We start from the raw sequence: 25,253 nt of genomic DNA, 5'->3' as shown, positions 1-25,253 counted from the left end.
AAAGCTGCCTCTAAGTTTCGTAAAGCTTGCTGTGGGGCACACTTCGACACCTGATAGTACCAAGGATTTTCCTTCTTAACCTCAGCAACTAACCGCTTATGCAAATCGATAGCCGTGGGAACCTTTTGCTTCTCTTCTATGGCCTTTTTGCAAACCGCTAAACCCCAATTGTAAGCGTGTCTGGCTACCCCTGCGTGTTGGCTTGCCAAGGTTCTTTGCTTGTTGTTTAGGTCTAACTCTGTTTTGAACCCGAGCAACATCAAAGACTAAATCATCGAAAGCTTCATACATAATTTTATTATAATATAGCTAAGCATACAAAGGTTGACATGCTATGGGTCGCTGGGCGTAGCCCCACACTGGTTTCCCATAGCGAAGCGTGGCGTAGCCATGAATCTTCAGGCGATAACCTTAACCTACCTAGCTATAACTCAGAAAAAGAAAACTGTGTTAGCTAAAGTTCAGCACCTTTCAGTAAAAACCCGACTAGAGGCATACCCCCCCATGGTTGAACTGGTTTTCGACCTGACTGGGCAGGATGTGGAGCCGGCGGTCTGGGGCTTGCCCTGGCAGGAGTGGTTCACCCAATGGTTGTCCGTCCTGAACCCGCCGCCTGCGCCCAGCTATGAACTGGGTTTGCACCTGACCAACGATGCGGAAATCCAACGACTCAACCGCGATTACCGGGGAAAAGACAGCCCGACGGATGTGTTGGCCTTTAGTGCTCTGGAAGCGGGTGTGCCTTGCCCCCCCCATGTACCCCTGTGTTTGGGCGATATTGTGATTTCCGTCCCCACCGCCTACCGGCAGGCCGCACCGGGAGAAGAAGTCAACACCTTGGCATGGCTGGCCGCGCATGGGTTGTTGCATCTGTTGGGCTGGGACCACCCGGACGAAGAACGGCTGACACAGATGCTTGCCCAGCAACAGCGGTTGTTAGAACAGGTGGGTTTGACTGCTCCACAGACCTACGGCCAATAGGGTTCCCCCGACGGCATGCAACCCCACCGCCAAGGGCATCGCCTGGGCGCTGACCGGCCCTGTATGGTTGGCCCAAAGAAAGGTGACCAATTGCCAGGCCAAGGGGAAACTCACCAGAAACCAGGCCGCCGTCGCTGGTAGCGCTCCCACCGCCAGGCCCAGCAACACAATCCCATAGGCAGGCAACACCACCCAGGGGTAGATGCGGCTGGCTTTTTGGCTGCCCCAGCGCACCACCGGCGAACGTTTCCCTGCCCGCGCATCATCTTCGACCTGGGGAAAATGGTGGGCAAAAATGATGCCGGTCACCAGACACCCCACCACCAGGGAAGCCCACAACGCCGTGCCACTAAACCGCCCCAACTGGGCATAACTGGCCGCCAGGGTTGCCAGAGGGCCAAAGGCGATAAAGGTCATCGGCTCCCCCCAGCCCCGATAACTCAAGCGAAAGGGCGGCCCCTGGTAACAATACCCCAGAGCAATCCCCGCCCCAGCAATGGCCAAAATCCGGTGATCCGGCCAGCGGGCATCAACCACGGCAATACACACCAAGCCCAAGCCCAGACAACTCCAAGCAATGGCGTGTAATAACAGGGGGCGACCGGTCAAATGCACCAAAGAAGTGGGTTTATTCACATCTACCCCCGTCTGGGCATCGTAGATGTCGTTGGTAATATTCAACCACGCCTGCAACAAAACCTCCCCCGCCAACACCCAGCCAAACGTCGTACCTTGCACCAACGCCGGGGCTTCCGCGTAACTGGCGGCAGTCCCCACCAAAACCGGGATCACAGCAGCGGTATAGATCAGCGGATTCAGGGCTTGGAACCACAAAGCAGTACGGGTCGGCATCGGCAATTCCTTACAACCAGAAAGCAGACAAAAGGGGCTACGACGGGACATTCCCCCAGGTCATTGTACCCAAGGGCTGTCTCCGGTGTATGTCTCTGCTTCCTAAGACCGCCAACAGCAAGCAGCACCAGCGGGTGGACGGCCAACGCTCGCTCACCTGGGGATTACCCCAGGTCTGGTGGCAAACTCGGCCCCGCGTCTCCAAGTCATGAATCGTTGCATCCCAACGGCACGGAGGAGGGGTGGTTGTTCCTTGCCGACGTTTGGCTTCGCCCATAGGGTCATCCGGTGGCTAAGTGCAGGTATCCTAGCAATTGTCAGTAAACTCAAAGGCTTCCATGTCCGACCGCCAGCTTTTGGGGATGCTCTCTACCGGAATTGGGGCCCTTGTTTTCAGCGGGGGTTTGTTCTCCTTACACAAAACCCGCACCTTTTTGGCCACAGCAGCCAGGGCAACGGGGGAAGTCATTGCCTTAGAACGTAGGTGGTCGCGCCGCAGGGAGGGGGGCAGTAGCTGCCACTACTATCCCGTTGTCCAATTTCAACTGCCGAATGGGCGATGGGTGCAATTTACAGGTCAGGTGGGCAGTACACCCCCGGCCTATCGGGTAGGGCAACGGGTAGAGGTGTTGTACCCGCCGGGACAACCGCATGCGGCCCGCCTTTGCAGCTTTTTAGAACTTTGGTTTGGCCCCATCCTCTTTACCGGCATGGGGGGATTATTCCTCCTCATGGGGGGGGTGTCCCTCATCAGGCAATTCCTACCTCGGTGAGCCGTCAATCCACTTCCCGATCCGCCGCCGTCATCCCCATAATTTCATAACCCGCATCCACATAAAGAATCTGCCCCGTAATCCCACTGGCCAAATCGCTGCACAAAAACGCCGCCGCATTCCCTACTTCCACCTGGGTCACCGACCGCCGCAAGGGCGCCACCTGCCGCACCTGCTGAATCATGTCCCGAATCCCCCCCACCGCCGAAGAGGCCAGGGTTTTGATGGGTCCAGCAGAAATCGCATTGACCCGCACCCCTTGGGACCCCAACTCGTAGGCCAAATAGCGCACACACATCTCCAACGCCGCCTTGGCAATCCCCGCCGTATTGTAGTTGGGCACTACCCGCACCCCGCCCAAGTAGGTCAATGTAAGGACAGCAGCAGTCGGGCTAAACAGGGGCTTAGCCTCCCGACACAGGGCAATCAACGAATAGGTACTCACATCCAAGGCCTGCATGAACCCGGAACGAGAAATGCGGCTAAAATCCCCCTCGAGGCCCTCTTTGGGGACAAACGCAAGACAATGTACTAATATATCCAAACTGCCCCATTGCGTCTGCACTGCCTGAAACACTGCGGCAATCTGGTCATCCTTTTGCACATCACAGGGGAGAAACAACTGCGGCTGGAGTGGTGCGGTCAACTGCCCCACCTTTTGCTTAAACCGGTCTTTCTCGTCGGGGAGGTAGGTCACCCCTAGGGTCGCTCCGGCCTGGTGCAACTGTTGGGCAATGCCCCAGGCGATCGAGTATTCGTTGGCAATCCCCAACACCAAGGCTTTTTTCCCCTGCAAATTCAACAACATGGAATCGCACCGTCACGCTCTGTTGTTTCACCCTACCTTGGAATGACTGCCAGGGCAAGAGCCACCCAATGGTTACGAGAGATACAATGAGGGCTAACCGGTTCCCGATAGCGTGAAATAATCGTTTTTGATTTGGCAAACCGCGTATCCCCAGTGATGGCTGTCGTGCACGATAAACCGCTTTACATCCTGTTGCATCGGCTCTCCAACGGCACCTTTCCCCAGGGAATAGAGACCTTTGAACGGGGCAAAACCATTTTTTTTCCTGGCGATCCCGCAGAGCGCATTTATTTTTTGATCAAGGGAGCGGTGAAGCTCTCCCGGGTTTATGAGTCAGGCGAAGAAATTACGGTGGCCTTATTGCGTGAAAATAGTGTGTTTGGGGTGCTGTCATTTATTACCGGGCATCACTCGGATCGGTTCTACCATGCGGTGGCCTTTACCCCAACACAACTCTATTCGGTGCCGATTGAACAGGTGGAAACCCAACTCAAAAGTGACCCGGAATTGTCGCTGATGTTGTTGCGGGGTTTGGCCTCGCGTATTTTGCAGACGGAGATGATGATTGAAACCCTGGCGCACCGGGATATGGGGGCACGGTTGGCGAGTTTTTTGTTGATTTTATGTCGGGATTTTGGGGTGCCCTCTCGTACGGGGGTGACGATTGATTTGAAACTGTCCCATCAGGCAATTGCCGAAGCCATTGGTTCGACACGGGTCACCGTAACTCGCTTGCTGGGGGATTTGCGGCAAAGTGGCATGATTTCGATTAATAAGAAAAAAATTACGGTGCATGACCCGATGAATTTAAGTCGGCAATTTGCCTAGACCCCTTACCAGGGTTGCAGCCACAACAGTTGCCGTTGATACAGGTCCCGGATGTCGGCCAACGTCGCGCCAGACACCTGAGTAAGCAACTGCGCCACCGTTTTGGCGCCCGTCGCCTGGGCCAAGAGTTCCTGTTGCACCGGCGTGATGTCCACCGGTTGGTAGTCATAATCCAGTAGGGAACGCCCTGGCCAGCCCATCATGCAGGGAGAACGCACCGCCAGCGCTGCAACCAAGGTGGCCTCATCCTGACCATCCCAGCGCCGCAGGGGGGGACGTCCCAAAAAAAATTCAAAATGGGTCAACTCTGGGTCTAAGGCTTCCACCAATTCGTACTGCTTTTGTTGGGGTAAAGACTGGGCCACCTGCAACAGTTCCGGCATAGGTGCCAACAGCCGCTCCAACTGCCAATAGCGGGGGTTGGAAAACCCCAAAAACTCCAACCCCCCCGCACCAATCAGGTCAAACAGGGTTTCTACCGTGTAATCCGTCTCCTGGGGATGCACATACATATCGGCAAAGGTGGCATCTCGCTGGTTGTCCCACGCCCAGCGCTCCCGTTCCCGCCGCACCAAGCGATTGTCCGCCGGGAGATGGGCAAACAACTGTCGCCCAATCGCTACCCCTGCCCGGTAGTCCCCCGGCGGCTGGAGCAGGCGAATCGCCTTTTGCATCAAACGGATTTCCCACCGCCCCCACAGGGCATACACAAACACGTGCATCAGGCCCCCCGGCGCCAGCACTTCTGCCAATGCCCGCAAACCTGCTGGCGGGTCGGGGAGATGGTGCAAGACGCCCACGCAATTGATGTACTGAAACTGTCGGCCCAACTGCTGGACATCTATCACGCTCAACTGCCGCAGTTGCACCCGTTGCGCTACCCCGGAGCGGGTCACCCGTTCCTGGGCAATGGCCAACGCCCGTTCACTCAGGTCAATGCCTATGACCTGGGCGGTGGGGTTCAGATGCGCTAGGTATTCCGTGCCCACGCCCGTGCCACAGCCCGCATCCAGAATATGCAGTTCCGGCCAGGTCTGCGGCACCCACCCTAGGGCAAAGTGATGGGCCGCCGGGACGCTCCAGCGCCAGTTGTAGCCCGGCGGGGCGCCATCGGTAAGCGGCTCCGGGGGAAAAGGATAGGTGTTGTACAGGTCGCGTACTGCTTGGGTAATTCCTGCCGCATCGGTCATCGGTCAATCCCAAGGAAACCAATTCAGCCAAAACCGGTAGCGCCAGCCGTTGGGGAGAATCGCCCCCTGGCAATGGGCGTGCAGCAGATACATGCCCTGGAGTTGCGCGCCGGTCAAGTCTGCCCCCCGCAGGTCAGCTCCCCGCAATTTGGCCGCCGTGGGACTGCGCCAGGCCATCGCCCCCCCATTGACCAATACCGCCAAGCCGAAAAACCCCAAACCGGCGCCCCAGCGACCGTGGAACCCCAAGACCACAATGGTGAGCAAGAACAAAAGATTCAGCAACAGCATCAGCCAACGGGGGGCATGGGGGCGGGGCTGGTCCAAAATGGCATGGCGTAAATTCACCTCCCGCAGATTGGCGCCGGTCAGGTCGCACCAAACCAACGTGCAAAGGCTGAGATTGCTCTGGGGCAGATGGGCACCCCGCAAATTGGCCATACGTAGGGATGCCCCCCGCAGGTTCGCACCATGAAGGCGACACCGGCTCAAATTGGCGCCATGCAAATTCGCACCCTGCAAATTGCTGCCTCGCAGGTCCGCTCCTGCCAAAATGACACCGCTTAGGTCAGCCCCGGCCATATCCAGGTGACGGAAATCCTTTTCCCCTTGGGCGTACCGCTGGCTCAACACTTGGGGATGCATCGCCAATTTCTGCCACACAGGCCACTAGGATTGTACCGCAAAACCCCAGGAATGCTTCGGCTTGACCGAAAAACAAGACGCAAACCCCTAGCTTATGCCCAACGGCACGGCTCACGCTTAGCAGCACCGGGCATAGCAGGTTCTCCCCCGCCCTAGAGGACGCAGATGCTAACGCCTCCCTCCCCCTAACGGACTCGTCAAACCGCCGTCAAGACCCATCTCATTATCTTCGACCAGAACCTGCTGACGTTTGGCAATAAGTGGTATGGCGATTCATGTCCAACATTCTTTTCCTCCCCGCCGTACGGGGCTACCAAACTATCCTTGTAGGTCCTTCAAAGCGGCTTCCCTCCCCACCGTTTCATGGCACGTCCGACACATTGGCCCGGTTCCCCTCCCCCAGTCAATTGTATCCCAAGATACAAATTTCTCGGGCATAGCTCTTTAAGATTGGCGCATTGTGGACGGGATTTCTGATTAGGAGCATACATTCATGGCGAAGACGGCGCAGGACGTTTTGCAGATGATCCGGGAGCAGAATATTGAGGTGGTGGATTTAAAGTTTGTGGATATGTTAGGGATGTGGCAACACTGTACCTACGCCAGCGAACTGATCACCGAGGAAACCTTTACGGCGGGGATGCCCTTTGACGGCTCGAGTATTCGGGGGTGGAAGGCGATTAATGAGTCGGATATGCTCAAATGTCCCGACCCGGCGACTGCCTGGATTGACCCGTTTATGGAAACGCCGACTTTGAGCATGATTTGTACGATTAAAGAACCCCGCACCGGCAATTTTTACCACCGTTGTCCCCGGGCGATTGCCCAGCGGGCTGTGGATTATCTCTACAGCACGGGCATTGCCGACACGGCGTTTTTCGGTCCGGAGGCGGAATTTTTTGTCTTTGATGACGTGCGTTTTGACCAAAAGGAATACGAGAGTTTTTACCGCGTGGATTCCATCGAAGGGCGCTGGAACACCGGTCGGGAAGAAGAAGGTGGCAATTTGGGCTACAAACCCCGCTACAAAGAGGGTTATTTTCCCGTGCCCCCCAGCGATTCTCTGCAGGACCTGCGCACGGAAATGCTCCTAACGATGGGCAAATTGGGGCTACCGATTGAGAAACACCACCACGAGGTGGCAACCGGCGGGCAAAACGAGTTGGGGGTCAGGTTTGATAAGCTCCTCCAGGCAGCCGACAACCTGATGACTTATAAATATGTGGTGAAAAATGTCGCCCGTAAGCGGGGGAAAACGGCGACGTTCATGCCCAAACCTCTATTCAACGACAACGGTTCGGGGATGCACACCCATCAGTCCCTGTGGAAGGACGGGCAACCCCTGTTTGCGGGGGATAAATATGCGGGGTTGAGCCAGATCGCGCTGTGGTACATTGGGGGGCTGTTGAAACACGCCCCGGCGGTGCTGGCTTTTACCAACCCCACCACCAATTCCTACAAACGCCTGGTGCCGGGGTTTGAAGCGCCCGTGAACCTGGCCTATTCCCAGGGCAACCGCTCGGCGGCGATTCGCATTCCCGTCACCGGCCCCAATCCCAAGGCCAAACGCCTGGAATTTCGTTGCCCAGACGGCATGAGCAACCCCTACCTGGCTTTTTCGGCGATGCTGATGGCCGGGTTGGATGGCATCAAAAACCAAATTGACCCTGGCGAGCCGTTGGACAAAAACATCTACGAACTCACCCCGGAAGAACTGGCGCAGGTGCCTTCGACGCCTGCTTCCTTAGAAGACGCCTTAGCCGCCCTCGAAAAGGACCACGAATTCCTGTTAGCCGGCGGGGTCTTCTCTGAAGACTTTATCGAGAATTGGATTGCCTGGAAGCTGGATAACGAAGTCAACCCCCTGCGGTTGCGCCCCCACCCCTACGAGTTTGCCCTGTATTACGACGGTTAAGGCGGTCATGATGGCCATCTCCTAAAGCACCGGTTGGCCTCCACCGCTGGTGGGGGCTTTTTTGGGGCATATTCAGGATGCAACCATCTGGCCAACCCAACACCGGCACGACATCGCCCGAACTGGTGCCTCTGGCAGGGGCAAAGCTACCCATTTACGCCTCACCGGCATTGCTTTCCTCCTCATCCCCCAAAGTGGGTGGCACAGCCGCCACCGCCGCAATCGCATCGTCCGCGTCTAACCGTTGCAGGCGCACCCCCGTCGCCATCCGCGACTGCTGGGAAATATCCCGTGCCGCCTGCCGGATGATCACCCCCCGCTGGGTGACCAGCAAAATTTCCTCATCTGCGCCAATTAGCCCCAACCCCGCCACCGCATCCCCCGGTTTGCGAAATTTCGTGGCCGTAATCCCCATGCCACTCCGGTTTTGGATGCGAAACTCCGACACGGGCACCCGCTTGCCATAACCATTCATCGTCACCACCAGCACATCCCGCTCATCCCCCGGCGCAATCATGTCCATCCCCACCAGCACATCCCCAGGCCGCAGCTCCATCGCCCGCACCCCGCGGGTAGCCCGCCCCAACGGTCGCAACTGCTTGTCATCCACCGCAAAACGAATGGCCATCCCCTGCCGCGAACCAATCAAAATACTGTCTGTTACCTTCGCCAACCGCACCCAGCCCAGGTGGTCCCCAGGTTCCAAACTAATTGCAATGAGGCCGTTGGCACGGATATTGCTAAACGCTGACAGGGCTGTTTTTTTGATAAACCCACCCCGCGTCAGCATGACGATATATTCATCTTCGCCAAACGCACTCACCGGCAAAATGGATGTGATTTTTTCTTCCAAATTAATGGGTAATAATTGCACCAAAGGCACCCCTCGCGCCGTACGAGAACCCACCGGGATTTGATACGCCCGTAAGTTATAAACCAATCCCCGGTCACTGAAAAATAAAATGTGGTCGTGCGTATGGGCCGAGCAAAATAGGGCCACCGCATCATCCGGTTTCATGGTTGTCCCCGCTTTGCCCCGCGTCGCCCGATTTTGCCGACTAAAGGTATCCACCGCCATCCGTTTGATATAGCCCTGCTCCGTGACCAAAATGATGCAGGGTTCGTTGGCAATCAAATCAATATCATGCAAATTCCCGGAAGAACTGGCAATGATTTCGGTGCGACGAGGGGTTGCAAAAGTGTCTTTTAGTGCTTGCAGTTCCTGCACCATCAGTTCCAACCGCCGTTCTCGCCGGGCCAAAATGTCATTTAAGTCGGCGATTTTGGCAGTCAACTCCGCATATTCTTGGTGAACTTTTTCCGTTTCGAGTGCCGTTAACCGGCGAATTTGCATCTCCAAAATGGCATTGGCCTGCTTGGGCGTCAATTCATAGACCGTGACCAAATTCTGCCGGGCGATTTCCGTATTTTCCGCCTGCCGAATCAGGGCGATGATGCTATCTATGTTTCCCAAAGCCACCAACAACCCCTGGACGATTTCAGCCCGCTCCTGTGCCTTTTGCAAATAGTAGCGGGTGCGCCGTTGGATCACTGCTTCGCGAAACTCCAGGAACACTTCCAACGCCCGCCGCAGGGTCAACAACTCCGGCTCCCGTTGTACCAATGCCAACATATTCGCCCCAAAATTCACTTGCAATGGGGTTTGTTTGTAGAGATTATTCAAGACCACCTGGGGCAGGGCATCCCGTTTTAATTCAATAACGATGCGCATCCCGTCCCGGTCACTTTCATCCCGGACATCGCTGATCCCCTCGATGATCTTGTCATTGACCAACTCGGCAATTCGTTCGATCAGTGCCGCTTTGTTCACCTGAAAAGGCAATTGGGTGATGATAATGGCTTCTTTTTCGGGCCGCCCTGGCGCACTCACCGTTTCAATCCGGGCAATGCCCCGCAAGGTGAGCGAACCCCGTCCCGTCTCATACATTTCCCGGATGCCCTCGTGGCCCAAAATCTGACCGCCCGTGGGAAAATCCGGCCCCGGAATGTAACGTTGCAACTCCGAATTACTGAGGTTGGGATTGCGAATCAGCGCAATCAACCCATCTACCAATTCCCCCAAATTGTGGGGCGGGATATTCGTGGCCATCCCCACCGCAATTCCCGTCGCCCCATTGAGCAACAGTTGGGGTAATCGCGCGGGTAAAACCGTAGGTTCCTGCTCCGAACCATCGAAGTTGGGGCTAAAGTCCACCGTGTCCGCGTCAATGTCTGTAAGAAGCGCATCCTGCGTCAACGCCCGCAACCGGCATTCCGTGTACCGCATGGCTGCCGGAGGGTCATCGTCCACCGACCCAAAATTGCCATGCCCATCAATCAGGGGTTCCCGCATGGAAAAATCCTGGGCCATGCGCACCAGGGCCTCATAGACCGCCTGATCCCCGTGGGGATGGTATTTCCCCAACACTTCCCCGACGACCCGTGCGCATTTTTTGTAGGGGGCATTCGGTTGTAACCCCAGGTTGTGCATGGCATAGAGAATCCGCCGGTGCACGGGTTTGAGGCCGTCTCGCGCATCCGGCAACGCCCGTCCCACAATGACACTCATGGCGTATTCCAGGTAGGAACGGGACATTTCGTTGCCCAAATCTGTGGGAATAATGCGCGCTTGTTGGGTACTCATGGAGTCTGGCCTCACCGCAAATGCCATAATTTTCTTCTAATTCTAACCGAGTGGCTCGTATTGTTGCTTTCTCGCCTGGAAAATGCCTCCATTGTTTGGTATGCAATGGGATAAACAATCAGCGGGATTCATGCTCCGGGCAAGGGGATTGCTCGTAATTGGGAACCAATTTTAGCTGGCATAGTTAGCCCGGAAAACTGCAAATAATAGTCGTGCCCGTGGTGTTGAACTCTGCAATAACCGGTCGGGCAGAATGCTTAATGAGAAATTTTTTGCTATGGATGGGAATTCAGCCCCTCAATGACAATGCTTTGTATGATTAGATGCCCATTTTGGCCCAAACTCTGAAAATCTCAGGATTTAACACTTCCGGGTGTTGCTAATACCGAGTTTTTTTAATCCCCAAAACGCCGGCCAATCTACGGTTCTGTAACCGTAACAGTTGTAACCAGTTAGGGCATCAAACCTATTCGGGAGGGTCAAGTTTTTGGGTACCTCTCCGGTGGTAACGGTTTGCATTTTCCAGCGGCCTATTTGTTATCTGGAAATATGTTCTGATTTCTCCTCGGCTGGGGATTGCGATGCGTGTTTTCAGAGAACGTATGAACCCCAAGAGACTGGGCCTCGGTGACTGCCATTTAGCCGGCCGAGATGGTCCCCACACCGGCGTTGCTTCCGGTTATCCTGAAATCAGGTTTGGGCATCTTGCCTGGCGATGGTTGCCGTCATTTACAGCGAGGACTATCTGCGGCATCGGGTTCCCTACGGCCACCCGGAACGGCCAGCCCGCTTGACGGCCATTGTACAGGCATTGCAGGCGGTTTCCTGGCGGGATCAGATTCACTGGCTGCGTCCCAATCCCGACCGCCCGGTGGAGGCCTACCTGCGCTGGGTACACACGGGGGACTATCTGGCGCGCCTGGCTGCCTTGTGCGCCAAAGGAGGCGGTTATCTGGACGGGGATACCCCCGTTGGCCCGGAAAGTGACCGGATTGCCCGTTTGGCCCTCCAAGGGTGGCTCGATGGGGTCGATTGGGTGCTAGAGCGAGGGGAAGCGGCGTTGGTCTGCGCGCGCCCGCCCGGCCATCATGCCCTGCCCGATAACGGCATGGGGTTTTGTATCTTTGCCAATGCGGCCATTAGCGCGTTGTATGCCCTCAACGTCAAGGGCTTAACCCGCATCGCCATTGTGGATTGGGATGTGCACCACGGCAACGGCACGCAGGCTATTGTAGAAACCCACCCCCAGATTGCCTTTTGCTCCCTGCACCAGGCCCACTTTTACCCCGGCACCGGTTACCCACAAGAACGGGGACTTTATAACAACGTATTGAATATCCCCGTCCCTGCCCACAGCGATTTTCGGGTTTATGCCAACCTTTGGGAGGCCCAAGTCCTGCCCTTTTTGCGCCAGTTTGCCCCCCAATTGCTGATTGTCAGTGCCGGGTACGATGCCCTGGCAAGCGACCCGCTGGCGCAGATCAACCTGCAACCGGCAGATTACGGCCAGATGACCCGGATGCTGCACACGCTCCGGTGCCCGCTGCTTTTTGGCCTGGAAGGGGGATACGACCTGGATGGCCTGGCGCAGGCGGTGGTGGCGACCCTTGCGGCCTGTCAGACCCCCGGCCTCACCTGAGAAAAACATTACAAGATGTTAAGTTCTGCGGCGCAATGTGACCGAGTTGACGCAGAATAAATGCCGGAGAAATCAGCGTTTGGTTCTATTTCGGCGGAGATAGAACCAAAGGCGGTTCCCCTGATAAGATCACTGCTGGGCACTCAGGTTTGCATCTGGTTGTCCGCTTGACAAACTGACATACCCTCTGGAGTAGGTTCATGAGTATTGTCACCAAATCGATTGTGAATGCCGACGCGGAAGCCCGCTACCTCAGCCCCGGCGAACTCGACCGGATCAAGAGCTTTGTCGCTTCCGGTGAAAAACGGTTGCGGATTGCTCAGATTCTGGCCGACAATCGGGAGCGGATCGTCAAGGAAGCAGGGCAGCAGTTGTTCCAAAAGCGGCCTGACGTGGTGTCCCCCGGTGGGAATGCCTACGGGGAGGAAATGACCGCCACCTGTCTGCGGGACTTGGACTACTACCTGCGGTTGGTCACCTACGGGATTGTGGCCGGGGATGTCACCCCCATCGAAGAAATCGGTCTGGTGGGGGTCAAGGAAATGTACAACTCCCTGGGGACGCCCATTCCGGCGGTGGCCGAAGGCATTCGGGCGATGAAAAATGTCGCCAGTTCCCTGATGTCCGGCGAAGATGCCATGGAAGCTGGCTTCTACTTCGATTACATTGTCAGCGCCATGCAGTAGTGGTGAACTGTTGTTGAGCTGTTTTGAGGAACCTGACCATGCAAGATGCAATTACGGCTGTGATCAACGCTGCGGACGTGCAGGGGAAATACCTGGATAGCAGCGCGATGGACCGCCTGAAGAAGTACTTCCAAACCGGCGAACTGCGGGTGCGGGCGGCGGCGACCATTGCGGCGAATGCGGCGACCATCATCAAGGAGGCGGTGGCCAAGTCGCTGCTGTACTCGGACATCACCCGTCCCGGCGGCAATATGTACACCACCCGGCGCTATGCGGCCTGCATTCGCGATTTGGACTACTACCTGCGCTATGCCACCTACGCGATGCTGGCAGGCGACCCTTCCATCTTGGATGAGCGGGTGTTGAACGGGTTGAAAGAAACCTACAACTCCCTGGGGGTGCCCATCGGGGCGACCATCCAAGCCATCCAAGCCATGAAGGAAGTCACTGCCGCCCTGGTCGGCCCGGATGCGGGCAAGGAAATGGCGGTGTACTTTGACTACATCTGTTCCGGTTTGAGCTAAACCCTGCTGGGGGGTAGGTGGGTGGCTGTTCTGTCGCCTGCGTACCTCCCAGATTCACTTTATTTTTTATCGGAGAAAATGGCCTATGCGGATGTTCAAAATTACGGCCTGTGTGCCCAGCCAAACCCGGATTCGCACGCAACGGGAATTGCAAAATACCTATTTCACCAAGCTGGTGCCCTACGATAGTTGGTTTAAGGAACAACAACGGATTCAAAAAATGGGCGGCAAGATTATCAAGGTGCAGTTGGCGACGGGCAAACCGGGTACCAATGTGGGTTTGAGCTGACAGGTGTTATCGGTTGGATGGCGGCGCCGTGAATCTGGGCGCGACCCTGGGGTGGGGGTTACGTGTTGGGTGCAGACAACAAGGCGACAAACCGTTCCGGCTGGGCGGGACTGAGCAAAAGGGGCCAAGAACCGGGTTGTTCCAACAGCACCAGACCGTCTCTCCGGGAAATATAAGCTTCTACCCAGCCCCGCCGTTGCGTCCACAGCCAACCAAAACTGCCCCCAAAGCCGCTGGCGCCCACCCGCACGACCCAGCCCACCTCCTGCCGAAATTCCCTCAGGGACAATTGCCGCACCTGCCGTTGGGGATGGAGTTCCCGCCACTGCCGCCGCACCGGAAAGCGCAACTCCAACCGGTCATCATCCCGAATGACAAACGCTGTGGGTCGCCAGACGCACCAAATTGCCCCACCAATTACCAACAACCCCAAAGCAACCAGCAAGGCAATACCCCCTCCGGGCACGACCAAGGCGGCCATCACACCCACCAACGGCAGGCTTCCCAAAAGCAGCGTCACCGCCAAAGTTTCCGCCGACATGGGCGCCAAGGGAAAAGCGTATCCCATACCTACAACGCGCCAATGTTTACCAGGGTCATCTCCGGCACGGTGCGTTTAACCAACCCTGTTAGCACCTTTCCTGGCCCCAGTTCAATGACCTGCGTCACCCCCAAAGCTGCCAACTGCAAAACCGTTTCCCGCCAGCGTACCCCCGTAGTCATCTGGGTGTGCAACCGTTGTTTGAGTAAGGCCCCATCGGTCGTCGGGGTGGGGTCCGTATTGGATAAAACCGGAATTTGGGCATCCTGAAAGGGAATGGTTTCTAAATATTCATTAAATTGCGCCGCCGCTGTTGCCATCCAGGGGGAATGGAACGCCCCGCTTACCGGCAACGGCACGGCCCGCTTCACCCGGATGTGGGCCAAAAGGGCAGCCACGCCTGCAGGTGTCCCGGAAATCACCACCTGCCCTGGGTGATTGTCATTGGCCAATACCACCTCGGCATTTTCGGCCAATAGGGCCGTCAACTGCTCCCGGTCCGGCTCCAACAGCGCCACCATCTGCCCGCCGCTGGCTTGGTCCATCAACTCCGCCCGCAATTTCACCAACCGGAGTCCCGTAGCAAAATCGTACACCCGCGCCCGGTAGAGGGCCACGTACTCGCCCAAACTGTGACCTGCCAGGTAGTCCGGGGGGTGGTCTGGGTACACATCCGCCAAGATGGTTTCCACAACGTATAAACAGGGTTGGGTATAGCGGGTTTGGGATAGCAGGGGGGCTGGGGGTTGACAGACCTCCAACACCGACCAACCGAGAATGCTTTGGGCAGTCGCAAACCGTTCCTGGGCCAGGGGATGGGCCACCAAATCCAGCCCCATGCCCGCCATTTGGGAACCCTGTCCCGGAAACACCCAGGCCGTCTTACTCATGCGCGCAACCGGGCAAACAACTGTTGCACCTTTTCCCAACTGTCAGCTGCCGCCTGCGGGTCATAGCTGTCCCGTTCATTGCAGAAAAAGCCGTGGTCGGCGTCGTAGCGAAACACCTGATGGTCAATGCCGTGCTTTTGCAGTTCTTGCTCGATCTGATCCACCTGTTCGTTGGGAATCAACGGGTCGCGCGTGCCAAAAAAACACCAAATCGTGCCTTTGATGTCGGCAGTGCGCGTGATGGTGGGTGGGCCACCCCCTGGGGTCATGGTGGCAATGCCCCCCCCATAAAACGAAGCCGTTACCCGCACATCCGGCAACGTCGCCGCCAAATACACCACATGACCACCAAAACAAAACCCAATCGTGCCAAATTGGGTGATGCCAAATTCCCGTTTCAAGTAATCAATGGTCGCTTGCATATCACTCAACAATTCTTCTGCCTTGGTTTGGTCTTTATAAATGCGACCCTGTTCCACATCCGCAGGTGTATAACCCGCTTCAAAACCGGGGGCTTGCCGTTGATAAATACTAGGGGCAATAGCTACATAGCCCAAGCGGGCAATCCGTTCGGTCACATCCCGGATGTGGGCATTCACCCCAAAAATTTCCTGCACCACAATAATCCCCGGATAGGTGCCTGCGGCCACCGGGCGTGCCAAATAACTGGCAATTTCTAACCCTTGATTGGGCACCTTGACCCACTCGGTGCGAATCTCCATCGGCCTGTTCCTACCCCCCTTGTGAACGCCAGCCCCATTGTATCCCAGAAGTATCCTGCTGGTACTTTTTTAATCTTGGGTTAATCGCTTTTTAATCAGCAGTATTCTACGATATTTGTAGGCGGTTTGCTAAAGGTACTCGTTCAGGAGGCAGTTGTGACCAATAGCGAAGGGCAGATCATTACCCAGCAGCGGGAAGGGTCCCGGGTGTATGCCAGTCCCGATGTGCAACATGTCTCCATGGGAGGGCCCATACGGGCAGTGTTGTATTGGCTGGTGGCAGTGCCGATTTTGATTGCGGCCTATGGCGCTCCCTCTCTAGATATTGGTAAAAAGTTGCAAGAGCGTAGTGCTTTGTGGTTGGGGGCAGGGGTGGTTTTGGCGCTGTGGAGTCAAGTGGTCAATGGGGTGCGGGTGGCTGCCGAGTGGGAAAAGGGAGTGATTTTGACTCTTGGGAAATTCTCGGAAATACGGGGTTCCGGTGTGTTTTACGTAATGCCGGTGCTCGAGCGGGTGGAATTTGTGGATACGCGGGTGCAGGTGTTGAATATTCCCCGCCAACGGGCAATTACCAGAGACAATGTGCCGGTGGTGATTGATGGGGCTTTGTTTTTGAGTGTGAAAAATCCCGGTCATGCGGTGACCAGGGTGCAGAATTACCGTTTTGCTACCTCCCAATACGCCCAATCGGCGCTCCGGGATGTGGTGGGTGCTTCTTCATTGGATGAGCTGCTTTCGGAACGGGAAAAAATTCAGGAGCAGGTGGCGGCCATTGTCGGGGAAAAGGTGCGGGATTGGGGCTTGAAAGTAGAGGCCATTCAGCTTCAAGATTTTGATTTGCCAGAGGAGTTAAAAAAGGTCATGGCGCGGCAAGCTTCGGCGGAGCGGGAAAAGCGGGCGACCATTACCAAGGCCGAAGGGGACCGCTTGGCGGCGATGAATCTGGCAGAAGCAGCGAAATTGATGCAGGCCAATCCCATCGCCCTGCAGTTGCGGACGTTGCAAACGATTGATGGTCTGGCAACCAGTCCCTCCAACACAGTCGTGCTGTTCCCGATGGAGTTGGGACAGATGCTGCAACGATTGACAAAAGAGGTAGCAGCGCCCCCTGCTGCCGAGTAAACGGCAGCACCACCACGTTAGCGCGGTTGTGTGTATGCCGCCTTGACCCAGCCCTCCTGTTGGGTTGCCGGGACGGCCACCTGGAGCCATTGCCCATCGTGACTGGTACGGAGCACGTGCAGCGTTTCCCCAGGCGCCAGGGTAGCCAGGGGAGTCCCGTTGGGTTCCTGACGCAACACCAAACCGGTGGGGGAGGTGACTTGCACCTGCCGTCTTGGCGGTTCTCCCGGCGGTGTACTGCGGATGTATTCGGATTTAACCCAGCCAATCGTTTGGGTCGCGGGGATTTGTACCTGCGTCCAACCGGCATCGGCATTGTGCGCCAAAACGCGCAACTCCTGGGCATAGGCCAAGCCAGTGAGCACGGGTGCGGTCGTGCTGGGTTCCTGACGCAGGAATAACCCATGCTCAGCCATTACCCATGCCTGCGGGGGGTTCCCCGGCGTCGGTGCGTGTAGATGGCCTGCTTTGACCCAACCCACCACCTGTAGCGCCGGTAACCGCACCTGTTCCCACTGCCGGTCGGCGCTGATTGCCAGCCGTTCCACCGTCTGTTGGTAGGCTACGTTCCCCACCACCGGACTGTCGGGTCGGGGTTGCGCCCGCACCGGCAAACCCGCCGGGGCCGTGACCTGCATCTGCGTCCCTGTGGGGATGACATCCACCGGAGCCTGCCTCACCCGATACCGGTAATGCAACCCCAAACGTACCAGGAGAAAACTGACCGTCATGGGTACCGTGGTGGCCAACACCAACCCCCACAACCACGCCCAAGGAGTGGCGGGTTCATGCAGACGACTCGCCATAAGGCTGTTCTCCAATCCGTTCGATACGGCGGCTGAGACTGGTGTGGCGAGAAGCGAAACGCACCTTACCGCTACTGGCCCACTGTTGCAAAAGCTGCACCTGTTCCTGGGCCGTGCGCGCCAAAGGCACCATCTGGCTGGCTGCCTCTAATATATCGTCTGTCGTGAATTCCCGTCCCTGGCTAAACCCGGTGTGCATGGCCTCAATAATGGCCTGCTCCAACTCCGCCCCGGAAAAATCAGGCGTTTCCCAGGCCAGCCGGGCCAGGTCGTAGTTGGTCCAGGTGTGGGGGCGCAAGCGGGATAAATGCACCTGCAAAATGCTTTGCCGTTCTTCCCAGGTGGGCAAGCCGACAAAAAAAATCTCATCAAACCGCCCCTTGCGCAAAAGTTCCGGGGGGAGAAGCTGAATCTGATTGGCCGTGGCCACCACAAACACCGGCGAATTTTTCTCCGCCAACCAGGTCAATATCGTGCCGAACACCCGATTGGTCGTACCGCTATCCCCCCGGCTATCGAGGGCACTGAACGCTTTGTCAATTTCATCAATCCACAGCACACAGGGCGCCAGGGCCTCCGTCAGTTGAATCATCTGGCGGGTACGGCTTTCCGATTCCCCCACCAGCCCGGCAAACAACCGCCCCACATCCAAACGCAACAAAGGCAAATGCCAAAAATGGGCAATCGCCTTGGCCGTCAGGGATTTGCCCGTCCCCTGCAACCCCGCCAACAGCAACCCCCGCGGATAGGGCAACCCGTAATCCCTGGCCGCCTGACTAAAGGCGCCTTGCCGCCGTTGCAACCACAGTTTCAAATTATCCAACCCGCCGATATCCGCCAGGGTGACCGTCGGGGGGCAAAATTCCAAAATTTGCGTCTGCTGGATGATCTGCCGTTTTTCCGCCAGCACCAAATCCACATCTTCTGCCGTCAGCGTCCCCCGCATCGCCAAGGCCCGCCCCACCACCCGCTGCATCCGCTCCAGCGACAACCCCTGACAGGAACGCACCAACTCCTCCACCAGGGCCGGGGGCAGGGATTGGTGTAGCCCCTGGAGTATCCTTTGCAGTTCCTGCCGCAATTCCGCCGCCGTCGGCAAACCAAAGGGCAAGACGGTGACAATTTCCTGCAACTCCACCGGCAGCCGCACTTCCGGCGCCAAAAAAATCACACTTTTGGGTTGTCCCTTGAGCGTGCGGTTGAGATTGCGTATTTTGCGTCCGACCGCCACATCCTCCAAAAACCGGCTGTAGTCCCGCAGCACCAGCAAAGCAGGCGCCTGGGGTGGCAATTTTTCCAAAAATTCCAACGCCTGCAAAGGATTGCGGCGGGCAAACCCCTGGTCATTGGGATTGCCCTGGATGCCCTCGACAAAATCCCAGCAATAGACCCCCCAGTGCCCCAAATCCTTGGCCACCCGCGCCACCACCCCCTCAACCCGTTCCTCCTCCACCGTGGGCACGTAGATAAACGGGTAGCGCGCCCGGACCAACAACCCCAACTCCTGGGCAAAATCCATGCCTATCCCCAGGGTTTGAACTGCGTTAGACGTGCCCAGCGGGGGTCCACCGGGGACGACTCCTCCGGCTCCCAGTCCAGGCGGCAATCAGGACGGCACAGGGGATGACTGGGCAACGCCAGGGAAATATGTTCATACAACCACTGCCCCACATCCAACCAGCCATCCGGGGGCAAATACTCCATCAAATCCGTCAGGGGAACTTCCTGCTCCAGCGGCCACTGATTGGGGTCGCTTTTGACCGCATCTAGCCAAATCACCTCCGACACCTGCAGTGGCAGTCGCTCATTGTACTGACACAAACAGCGGCGACAGGTCAGGGTAACAATCATACTCACCTGGGCGCTGACCTGCAGACACGTGCCCTGGTGGTGAATGGCTATCTCCCCCCGCACCGGCGTCAACAGCGGCAAACCCGGCAACTTTTCCTGCACCGACAAACACAACTTCCGATCCGGCAGGCGCAGTAAACTCGGAATGGCAATGGGCTGTAACACGCTTTCGTTATGGGTCAATGCGACTGGTAATTCTATTTTATTTTTACCTGTTTGGGTTCTGGCGTTAACCGGTCCGAGAATCCTCCGCCATCACCAGCAACAGTCCCCCTATCAGCGCCAGATTTTTCCAAAACTGAATGACCTCGATATTTTGGCGAAAGTCCGTGTGAAAAATCAGGGTCGCCGGAATCAAAAAACCAATCAACAGCGCTGCCCCCCAACGGGCGTAGTACCCCAGCAGCACCGATACCCCCCCCAGCAGCAACACCACAATCGTGGGGAACAACAGCCAGCCGGGCACCTGAAATTGCGCCATGTAAGCTTGCGTGCCCTGAGGATCGAGAATTTTGGTAATGGCAGACCGGATAAAAATGGCAGCCAGAAATAGGCGTCCTAGCCGAGTTAACCAGCGGCGGGTCGGGGATTCTGACATTGCCATGCGGGTCACCACATCCAATCTTGTCACCTTACCCCTCTATCGTAACTCACGGCAAAACGTTGACCATAGGAATTGCCGGGTGTGACCCCACAGCCACACTTCCCCGCACTGGTAGCCCCCTATGAGGGAATAATGAACTTTTATAAACATCCCAGGAAGATTGTTAAATTTAGCAAGATTTCATCACGAAAACCGGCCAGGAGCAAAGGGGAGAACTAGCCTAGGAGATAGGGGTAGGGATTGTAGGTTATGAACACGGCAGAATTGCTGGTCCACTGTTTGGAAAATGAGGGGGTGGAATACATCTTTGGTCTCCCTGGCGAAGAGAATTTGGACCTACTCGAAGCCATCAGCCATTCTTCGATCAAATTCATCACCACTCGCCATGAACAAGGGGCCGCATTTATGGCCGATGTCTATGGTCGTTTAACCGGGCGGGCGGGGGTATGTCTTTCCACCTTAGGGCCAGGAGCCACCAATCTGATGACCGGGGTTGCGGATGCCAATTTGGACGGAGCGCCTCTGGTAGCGATTACCGGGCAAGTGGGCACGGACCGGATGCACATTGAATCCCATCAATACCTGGATTTGGTGGCCATGTTTGCCCCTGTCACCAAGTGGAATGCCCAGATTGTGCGGCCCAGCATTACACCGGAAATTGTCCGCAAAGCCTTCAAAATTGCCCAGCAAGAAAAACCGGGAGCCGTACACATTGACTTACCGGAAAATATTGCTGCCATGCCCGCTGCCGGTTATGCCCTAAAAAAGGACCGCCAAGAAAAAGTCTATGCTTCGCTCAAAAGTATTGAACTGGCAGCGCAGGCCATCCAAAATGCTCATAGCCCATTAATTCTCGTTGGCAATGGAGCCATTCGCAATCATGCCCACGAAGCACTGGTGGAATTTGCCGAGCGGTTGAATATTCCCGTTGCCAATACCTTTATGGGCAAAGGGGTGATTCCCTATACCCATCCCCTGGCCTTGTGGAGTGTGGGATTACAACTGCGGGATCACATCAACTGCGCTTTAGATCACACGGATTTAGTGATTGCGATTGGTTATGATTTAGTCGAATACTCGCCCAAAAAATGGAATCCCCACGGCACCATCCCGATTATTCACATTGGGCAAACGGCTGCGGAAATTGATAGCAGTTATATCCCCATTGTGGAGGTGGTGGGAGACATTTCCGATTCGTTGCGAGAGATTCTCAAACGTGCCAATCGCGACGGCAAACCCGACCCCTATGCCCTAAAATTCCGGGAGGAAATTCGCGCCGATTATGAGCGCTATGCCCAGGACACCGAGTTTCCCATCAAACCGCAAAAATTGATTTATGATCTGCGGCAAGTGATGGCAGCCGATGATATTGTGATTAGCGATGTCGGTGCCCACAAGATGTGGATGGCGCGTCATTACCATTGCCTCCAACCCAACACCTGCCTTATTTCCAATGGCTTTGCGGCGATGGGGATTGCCGTACCGGGGGGAATTGCGGCGAAATTGGTGGCCCCGGAACGGCGGGTGGTGGTGGTCACCGGTGACGGGGGATTTATGATGAATTGCCAGGAATTGGAAACGGCCTTACGGGCAAAAACACCCTTTGTCACGATTATTTTTAATGACGGAGGTTATGGTTTGATTGAATGGAAACAACATCAACACTATGGGCACAGTCAATACATCCGCTTTGGCAACCCTGATTTTGTAAAACTGGCCGAAAGTATGGGCTTAAAAGGCTACCGGATCGAAAAAACTGAAGAATTTATCCCCACGCTGAAAATGGCGCTGGACCAACCGGTTCCCACCGTCATTGATTGCCCGGTGGACTATCGGGAAAACCTGCGGTTTACGCAACGGTCGGGGGATTTGGTCTGTCGCATTTAATTCACCTGGCAAACGGCAGGGGCCACGCGCTCAGCCAAGGAGATGCCTGACTGCAGGATTCCCACTGGTCAGCCGGTGCATTCTCTGCCCAGTGATGGACGGCCAGCACCATCTGGTCAATGCCCTGCCGCAGAATGGCCGCGGGTTGTTCCGACTGGTTGACCACAATCGCAAACACCAGTTTGGGCCGTTGCCGCGGTTGCAGGTAACCCGCGAGTGCCGCTACCCCTGCTAGCGTCCCCGTTTTGGCCTGCAACTGAATGTCCGACTGGAGAAACCGCCGTCGCAAGGTTCCCGGCAGCCCCGGCACAGCCAAGGAATCGGCATAACCAGGTTGGGCTGCCATCCCCTGCAAAGTCTGCACCAACGCCAAGGGGGTCACCCGATTGTGGCGCGACAGCCCCGACCCATCGCTTTGCACCACCCCGCCCGGTGTGACGCCCAAACCGGCCAGCACCTTACCCACCGCCTGAATCCCCGCCAAATCGCTGGGCAAGCGCGGATTGCTCACCGCCCCCAGATGCCGCAATAGGGCTTCCGCGGACAAATTATCACTGGCCCGGTTGATCTGGGTCACCAACTGTCCCACCGGCAACGAATCCACCGCCGCCACCTCCTTCCCCAAATCCTTGGGCAGCGCCCCCCGGTGGATCACCACTTTTTTGCCGGGAAACAGTCGGGTTAATGTTTGTACCAGGTACTGATCCGTATCCAGAATGGGCACGGTAAAACTCATGGACTGCCCCGCCACATCCCCGGAAATATGCAACTCCGGCAGCCCCGGCGGTATCCACAGGTGGATCGGTTGCACCGGCTGGCTTGTACTGCGGGTGGTATTGATAATGCGCCAATAGCGGGCCGCCAAAGGGTCAGACCATACCACCCGTGCCGGCTTCCCTGGTGTTTGGGCAACTAGGGAGAACTGACTTTCATTGCGATTGAGAATGAGACTATTAATCGGCACAATATCCGTTGTGAGAATATCCTGCCATTCCCACTCATGGTGAAAACTGGGGCCTTGAAAAAAGCCCGTTTGAATCACCACCGTATCAAAGGTTTGTCGCTGCACCGGTGTGATTTTTTGCGCCAATTGTTGCAATTTGCCTGTGGTTAAACCGGGGTCGCCCTGCCCCACCAAATGCAACTTTCTCCCCTGCTGATAAAACACAGTGCGCAGGCGATGGTTGGTTCCCAAATGCACCCAAGCCGCCGCCGTGGTCAATAATTTCATGGTGGAAGCGGGTAAGAAAAAACGCTGGCTCTGATGCGCGTAAAGGGTGCGGGGCGGGTTCTCCTGGGTTTGAATCAAAATCCCCCAATGCGCCTGGCGGTACTCCGGCTGCTGCCGAATTTCCTCCAACGTTGTGGTCAAGGCCGTGCGGCACAGGTGCACCGGAACGGATGGATTGGCAAACAACATGGAGGTTCAGAAACGTTGCTGATGTCAGGAGAAGATACGTTCATGGTATCGCAACCAGTTGCCAGCCGCGCGCGAGAATTGATACGCTAGATGATCACGATGGCGGCTGTAGCCAAGCGGTTAAGGCAGAGGATTGTGGCTCCTCTATGCGCGGGTTCGAATCCCGTCGGTCGCCCTAGGGGAAGGATGTGTTGTTGTTCGTTTGTCACCGTGATTGCCTGGTGGTCATTTGTAAAAAAAAATGTAAAAAAATTTATGAATCAAGGGGATGGCAATTTGGTGTGCAACCAAGTTAGGGATTGGCAATTGCTCAAGGGATTATTGCGGGACAACACCCGGAACCTCTAGACCAGTCAGGTATCCGATTGGGATTGGCCATGGGTGTGCGATTATTCTCTCTAGGTATTGTCCCGCGAGATTCCCAGACCACCGCCTGCCGATGAGTTCACAAGGCAACCCTTTGGTTTATGTTTGGATCAATTCCCGGAAATGGATGGTGCGACCGGTTAGGCCGTGGTGGGGAATGGTGCTCGGTTTGGGGATAGGAATGGGGCATCCCCCGGCTCCGGCGCTCACCCCCTATACGGTGGTGGATGAATTGGGTCAGAGCCGCTACCAGGTGCATCCCCAAATGGTCTTCCGGGAACACCCACTGCCATCGGGACGGGTGACGTTTGCCCCCCAGGAATTGCTGATTGTTTTGATCAATACGCGCCGCTATTTCCGGGAACAGGCAGCCCAGGATGCGGTGATTCAGCGCCCAGGACTGTTGGGCGCCTGGGGGATACAGGTGGCCGATGTCACCCGCACCTTGGATTTCATGATTGATGTGTTGCTGCACGACCTCACCCATGCCCAGCCGCTGCGTTTACAAAATCCTGACTTTATTCGCACCCATTTTCGGGCATGGCGTTGGCAGGCGTATCATCCCCAACATGGCACGTCTCCCCAGGTACGGTTGACCAAATATGCGGTGTTTCGCCAGCGAGGTATGCGCCGACCCCAAGGAGCCTATGTTCATGCCCTCTACAGCATCAATGACGCTTGGGCCGCGGAAGAATTCTACAAAAAATACACCAAACAGGAGGTCCTGGCCGGGGCCTATGCACCTGGTCGTCCCGATGCGCTCAAAGTGACGCCCTTGGCCTACGTGACGCGGGAAGGGTTGGAGGAGGCATTACTGCAAGGAACCATCTTGCTGGAATTTCCTGACCGCAGCACCAGTTATTTCAACGTGGATAGAAATAACGGCATTCCGTTTGTACGGGGGGTGCATCCCTGGGACCAACAGCGGTATTGGTACTTTCGGGAGGTGGATACCATCCGGGGCTATGGCAATGAGATTGGCAATAAAATCCCCATCCGGCCAGGGGTGACGTTTGCCGGAGATGTGTGGAATGTGGGCTTGGGACGTATGGTTTTTGTAGAACAAGCGCCGGGGCAATGGCTGCTCGGAACCATTGCCGATACCGGGGGAGCATTTGCAGCGAATTTGGGGCAATTGGATTACTTGGCAGGCATTTTTCCAAGCCGTCGGGAATTTTTGGCCTACAATCGCCGGCTACCGGAGTACACCCAAGCCTATATCCTCATGAAAAAATGAGATGAGATCAGACCATTAACCCTATCCGGCCAA

At 56.2% G+C, this 25,253-nt stretch carries 26 protein-coding genes and 1 tRNA gene; 13 read left to right on the top strand and 14 right to left on the bottom strand.

All coding sequences use genetic code 11. From position 1 onward, the window contains the following. On the bottom strand, positions 1-260 hold a 260-nt coding region (locus ACWISF_RS03295), incomplete at its 3' end, for a helix-turn-helix domain-containing protein (protein WP_448380165.1). A gap of 244 nt (positions 261-504) precedes the next feature. Here ACWISF_RS03295 and ybeY point away from each other — a divergent pair. Continuing rightward, entirely contained in the window at positions 505-981 is a 477-nt protein-coding gene (ybeY, locus tag ACWISF_RS03290; RefSeq protein ID WP_448380164.1) for an rRNA maturation RNase YbeY, read from the top strand. Here ybeY and menA read toward each other — a convergent pair. Next, positions 937-1,833, bottom strand: a complete 897-nt coding sequence (menA, locus tag ACWISF_RS03285; RefSeq protein ID WP_448380163.1) for a 2-carboxy-1,4-naphthoquinone phytyltransferase — start codon at positions 1,831-1,833, stop codon at positions 937-939. The two genes, ybeY and menA, sit on opposite strands and share 45 nt — an antisense overlap. A gap of 89 nt (positions 1,834-1,922) precedes the next feature. Between menA and ACWISF_RS03280 the strand changes: the two genes are divergently transcribed. Next, entirely contained in the window at positions 1,923-2,045 is a 123-nt protein-coding gene (locus ACWISF_RS03280; RefSeq protein WP_448380162.1) for a hypothetical protein, read from the top strand. Positions 2,046-2,171: 126 nt separating this feature from the next. Then, on the top strand, positions 2,172-2,606 hold the full coding sequence (locus tag ACWISF_RS03275; RefSeq protein ID WP_448380161.1) for a DUF3592 domain-containing protein: 435 nt from the start codon (positions 2,172-2,174) through the stop codon (positions 2,604-2,606). A 4-nt stretch (positions 2,607-2,610) separates the two neighbouring features. Here ACWISF_RS03275 and fabI read toward each other — a convergent pair whose 3' ends face one another. After that, positions 2,611-3,411, bottom strand: coding sequence for an enoyl-ACP reductase FabI (gene fabI / locus ACWISF_RS03270; protein WP_448380166.1), 801 nt, complete (start codon positions 3,409-3,411; stop codon positions 2,611-2,613). A gap of 159 nt (positions 3,412-3,570) precedes the next feature. Between fabI and ntcA the strand changes: the two genes are divergently transcribed. Beyond that, the gene (gene ntcA, locus ACWISF_RS03265) at positions 3,571-4,242 is read left to right on the top strand and encodes a global nitrogen regulator NtcA (RefSeq protein WP_448380160.1); all 672 of its coding nucleotides are present in this window, start codon (positions 3,571-3,573) and stop codon (positions 4,240-4,242) included. Positions 4,243-4,247: 5 nt separating this feature from the next. Here the strand turns inward: ntcA and ACWISF_RS03260 are convergent, their stop codons facing one another. Then, positions 4,248-5,432: a class I SAM-dependent methyltransferase gene (locus tag ACWISF_RS03260; protein WP_448380159.1), complete on the bottom strand. Its 1,185-nt coding sequence runs from the start codon at positions 5,430-5,432 to the stop codon at positions 4,248-4,250. 3 nt (positions 5,433-5,435) lie between these two features. Beyond that, the gene (locus ACWISF_RS03255; RefSeq protein WP_448380158.1) at positions 5,436-6,077 is read right to left on the bottom strand and encodes a pentapeptide repeat-containing protein; all 642 of its coding nucleotides are present in this window, start codon (positions 6,075-6,077) and stop codon (positions 5,436-5,438) included. 493 nt (positions 6,078-6,570) lie between these two features. Between ACWISF_RS03255 and glnA the strand changes: the two genes are divergently transcribed. Next, positions 6,571-7,992 carry a type I glutamate--ammonia ligase gene (gene glnA / locus ACWISF_RS03250; RefSeq protein ID WP_448380157.1) on the top strand — a complete coding sequence of 474 codons (1,422 nt, stop codon included), beginning with the start codon at positions 6,571-6,573 and terminating at the stop codon, positions 7,990-7,992. A 154-nt stretch (positions 7,993-8,146) separates the two neighbouring features. On the opposite strand, the gene gyrA is transcribed toward glnA, so the two are convergent. Further along, positions 8,147-10,636, bottom strand: a complete 2,490-nt coding sequence (gene gyrA, locus ACWISF_RS03245) for a DNA gyrase subunit A (RefSeq protein ID WP_448380156.1) — start codon at positions 10,634-10,636, stop codon at positions 8,147-8,149. A gap of 715 nt (positions 10,637-11,351) precedes the next feature. On the opposite strand from gyrA, the gene ACWISF_RS03240 reads away from it, so the two are divergent. The 4 genes from ACWISF_RS03240 (at position 11,352) to ACWISF_RS03225 (ending at position 13,774) form a co-directional block, all read left to right on the top strand. After that, a complete protein-coding gene (locus ACWISF_RS03240; RefSeq protein ID WP_448380155.1) occupies positions 11,352-12,275 on the top strand; it encodes a histone deacetylase family protein in 924 nt (307 codons plus the stop codon). A 200-nt stretch (positions 12,276-12,475) separates the two neighbouring features. After that, positions 12,476-12,961, top strand: a complete 486-nt coding sequence (gene apcA, locus ACWISF_RS03235; protein WP_448380154.1) for an allophycocyanin subunit alpha — start codon at positions 12,476-12,478, stop codon at positions 12,959-12,961. A gap of 38 nt (positions 12,962-12,999) precedes the next feature. Further along, positions 13,000-13,485: an allophycocyanin subunit beta gene (gene apcB, locus ACWISF_RS03230; protein ID WP_448380153.1), complete on the top strand. Its 486-nt coding sequence runs from the start codon at positions 13,000-13,002 to the stop codon at positions 13,483-13,485. 85 nt (positions 13,486-13,570) lie between these two features. Next, positions 13,571-13,774, top strand: a complete 204-nt coding sequence (locus tag ACWISF_RS03225) for a phycobilisome linker polypeptide (protein WP_448380152.1) — start codon at positions 13,571-13,573, stop codon at positions 13,772-13,774. Between the two features lie 58 nt (positions 13,775-13,832). On the opposite strand, the gene ACWISF_RS03220 is transcribed toward ACWISF_RS03225, so the two are convergent. The 3 genes from ACWISF_RS03220 to ACWISF_RS03210 are packed head-to-tail and all read right to left on the bottom strand — an operon-like array spanning position 13,833 to position 15,927. After that, a complete protein-coding gene (locus ACWISF_RS03220) occupies positions 13,833-14,315 on the bottom strand; it encodes a hypothetical protein (RefSeq protein WP_448380151.1) in 483 nt (160 codons plus the stop codon). A gap of 29 nt (positions 14,316-14,344) precedes the next feature. Then, positions 14,345-15,205: an ACP S-malonyltransferase gene (gene fabD / locus ACWISF_RS03215; protein WP_448380150.1), complete on the bottom strand. Its 861-nt coding sequence runs from the start codon at positions 15,203-15,205 to the stop codon at positions 14,345-14,347. Further along, positions 15,202-15,927, bottom strand: a complete 726-nt coding sequence (locus tag ACWISF_RS03210) for a dienelactone hydrolase family protein (protein WP_448380149.1) — start codon at positions 15,925-15,927, stop codon at positions 15,202-15,204. Before ACWISF_RS03210 ends, fabD begins: the two co-directional genes overlap by 4 nt. 156 nt (positions 15,928-16,083) lie before the next feature. Between ACWISF_RS03210 and ACWISF_RS03205 the strand changes: the two genes are divergently transcribed. Continuing rightward, positions 16,084-17,049 (top strand): slipin family protein, encoded by a 966-nt coding sequence (locus ACWISF_RS03205; RefSeq protein ID WP_448380148.1) that lies wholly within the window; start codon positions 16,084-16,086, stop codon positions 17,047-17,049. A 17-nt stretch (positions 17,050-17,066) separates the two neighbouring features. On the opposite strand, the gene ACWISF_RS03200 is transcribed toward ACWISF_RS03205, so the two are convergent. The 4 genes from ACWISF_RS03200 to ACWISF_RS03185 form a co-directional block, all read right to left on the bottom strand. Then, positions 17,067-17,855, bottom strand: coding sequence for an SH3 domain-containing protein (locus ACWISF_RS03200; protein ID WP_448380147.1), 789 nt, complete (start codon positions 17,853-17,855; stop codon positions 17,067-17,069). Beyond that, entirely contained in the window at positions 17,836-19,374 is a 1,539-nt protein-coding gene (locus tag ACWISF_RS03195) for an AAA family ATPase (RefSeq protein ID WP_448380146.1), read from the bottom strand. Before ACWISF_RS03195 ends, ACWISF_RS03200 begins: the two co-directional genes overlap by 20 nt. 2 nt (positions 19,375-19,376) lie before the next feature. After that, a complete protein-coding gene (locus ACWISF_RS03190) occupies positions 19,377-19,871 on the bottom strand; it encodes a YceD family protein (RefSeq protein WP_448380145.1) in 495 nt (164 codons plus the stop codon). A 64-nt stretch (positions 19,872-19,935) separates the two neighbouring features. Then, entirely contained in the window at positions 19,936-20,337 is a 402-nt protein-coding gene (locus tag ACWISF_RS03185) for a DoxX family protein (RefSeq protein ID WP_448380144.1), read from the bottom strand. 222 nt (positions 20,338-20,559) lie between these two features. On the opposite strand from ACWISF_RS03185, the gene ACWISF_RS03180 reads away from it, so the two are divergent. Next, entirely contained in the window at positions 20,560-22,197 is a 1,638-nt protein-coding gene (locus ACWISF_RS03180; protein ID WP_448380143.1) for an acetolactate synthase large subunit, read from the top strand. 1 nt (position 22,198) lies between these two features. On the opposite strand, the gene dacB is transcribed toward ACWISF_RS03180, so the two are convergent. Beyond that, entirely contained in the window at positions 22,199-23,617 is a 1,419-nt protein-coding gene (dacB, locus tag ACWISF_RS03175) for a D-alanyl-D-alanine carboxypeptidase/D-alanyl-D-alanine endopeptidase (RefSeq protein WP_448380142.1), read from the bottom strand. A gap of 102 nt (positions 23,618-23,719) precedes the next feature. Between dacB and ACWISF_RS03170 the strand changes: the two genes are divergently transcribed. Beyond that, a tRNA-His gene (locus ACWISF_RS03170) sits at positions 23,720-23,792 on the top strand. Positions 23,793-24,110: 318 nt separating this feature from the next. Beyond that, complete coding sequence (locus tag ACWISF_RS03165; protein ID WP_448380141.1) at positions 24,111-25,220, top strand: hypothetical protein; 1,110 nt, start codon at positions 24,111-24,113, stop codon at positions 25,218-25,220. The last annotated feature ends 33 nt before the right edge of the window (positions 25,221-25,253 follow it).

The sequence above is a fragment of the Gloeomargarita sp. genome (genome assembly GCF_053491055.1).
This window is presented reverse-complemented; position numbering and strand designations above follow the sequence as displayed.

Bases quoted from the DNA above. Each gene is read 5' to 3' on its own strand.
- ybeY (WP_448380164.1), top strand. From the start codon at position 505: ATGGTTGAACTGGTTTTCGACCTGACTGGGCAGGATGTGGAGCCGGCG.
- menA (WP_448380163.1), bottom strand. From the start codon at position 1,833: ATGCCGACCCGTACTGCTTTGTGGTTCCAAGCCCTGAATCCGCTGATC.
- ACWISF_RS03280 (WP_448380162.1), top strand. From the start codon at position 1,923: ATGTCTCTGCTTCCTAAGACCGCCAACAGCAAGCAGCACCAGCGGGTG.
- ACWISF_RS03275 (WP_448380161.1), top strand. From the start codon at position 2,172: ATGTCCGACCGCCAGCTTTTGGGGATGCTCTCTACCGGAATTGGGGCC.
- ntcA (WP_448380160.1), top strand. From the start codon at position 3,571: ATGGCTGTCGTGCACGATAAACCGCTTTACATCCTGTTGCATCGGCTC.
- ACWISF_RS03260 (WP_448380159.1), bottom strand. From the start codon at position 5,432: ATGACCGATGCGGCAGGAATTACCCAAGCAGTACGCGACCTGTACAAC.
- ACWISF_RS03255 (WP_448380158.1), bottom strand. From the start codon at position 6,077: ATGCATCCCCAAGTGTTGAGCCAGCGGTACGCCCAAGGGGAAAAGGAT.
- glnA (WP_448380157.1), top strand. From the start codon at position 6,571: ATGGCGAAGACGGCGCAGGACGTTTTGCAGATGATCCGGGAGCAGAAT.
- gyrA (WP_448380156.1), bottom strand. From the start codon at position 10,636: ATGAGTACCCAACAAGCGCGCATTATTCCCACAGATTTGGGCAACGAA.
- ACWISF_RS03240 (WP_448380155.1), top strand. From the start codon at position 11,352: ATGGTTGCCGTCATTTACAGCGAGGACTATCTGCGGCATCGGGTTCCC.
- apcA (WP_448380154.1), top strand. From the start codon at position 12,476: ATGAGTATTGTCACCAAATCGATTGTGAATGCCGACGCGGAAGCCCGC.
- apcB (WP_448380153.1), top strand. From the start codon at position 13,000: ATGCAAGATGCAATTACGGCTGTGATCAACGCTGCGGACGTGCAGGGG.
- ACWISF_RS03225 (WP_448380152.1), top strand. From the start codon at position 13,571: ATGCGGATGTTCAAAATTACGGCCTGTGTGCCCAGCCAAACCCGGATT.
- ACWISF_RS03220 (WP_448380151.1), bottom strand. From the start codon at position 14,315: ATGTCGGCGGAAACTTTGGCGGTGACGCTGCTTTTGGGAAGCCTGCCG.
- fabD (WP_448380150.1), bottom strand. From the start codon at position 15,205: ATGAGTAAGACGGCCTGGGTGTTTCCGGGACAGGGTTCCCAAATGGCG.
- ACWISF_RS03210 (WP_448380149.1), bottom strand. From the start codon at position 15,927: ATGGAGATTCGCACCGAGTGGGTCAAGGTGCCCAATCAAGGGTTAGAA.
- ACWISF_RS03200 (WP_448380147.1), bottom strand. From the start codon at position 17,855: ATGGCGAGTCGTCTGCATGAACCCGCCACTCCTTGGGCGTGGTTGTGG.
- ACWISF_RS03195 (WP_448380146.1), bottom strand. From the start codon at position 19,374: ATGGATTTTGCCCAGGAGTTGGGGTTGTTGGTCCGGGCGCGCTACCCG.
- ACWISF_RS03180 (WP_448380143.1), top strand. From the start codon at position 20,560: ATGAACACGGCAGAATTGCTGGTCCACTGTTTGGAAAATGAGGGGGTG.
- dacB (WP_448380142.1), bottom strand. From the start codon at position 23,617: ATGTTGTTTGCCAATCCATCCGTTCCGGTGCACCTGTGCCGCACGGCC.
- ACWISF_RS03165 (WP_448380141.1), top strand. From the start codon at position 24,111: ATGGTGCGACCGGTTAGGCCGTGGTGGGGAATGGTGCTCGGTTTGGGG.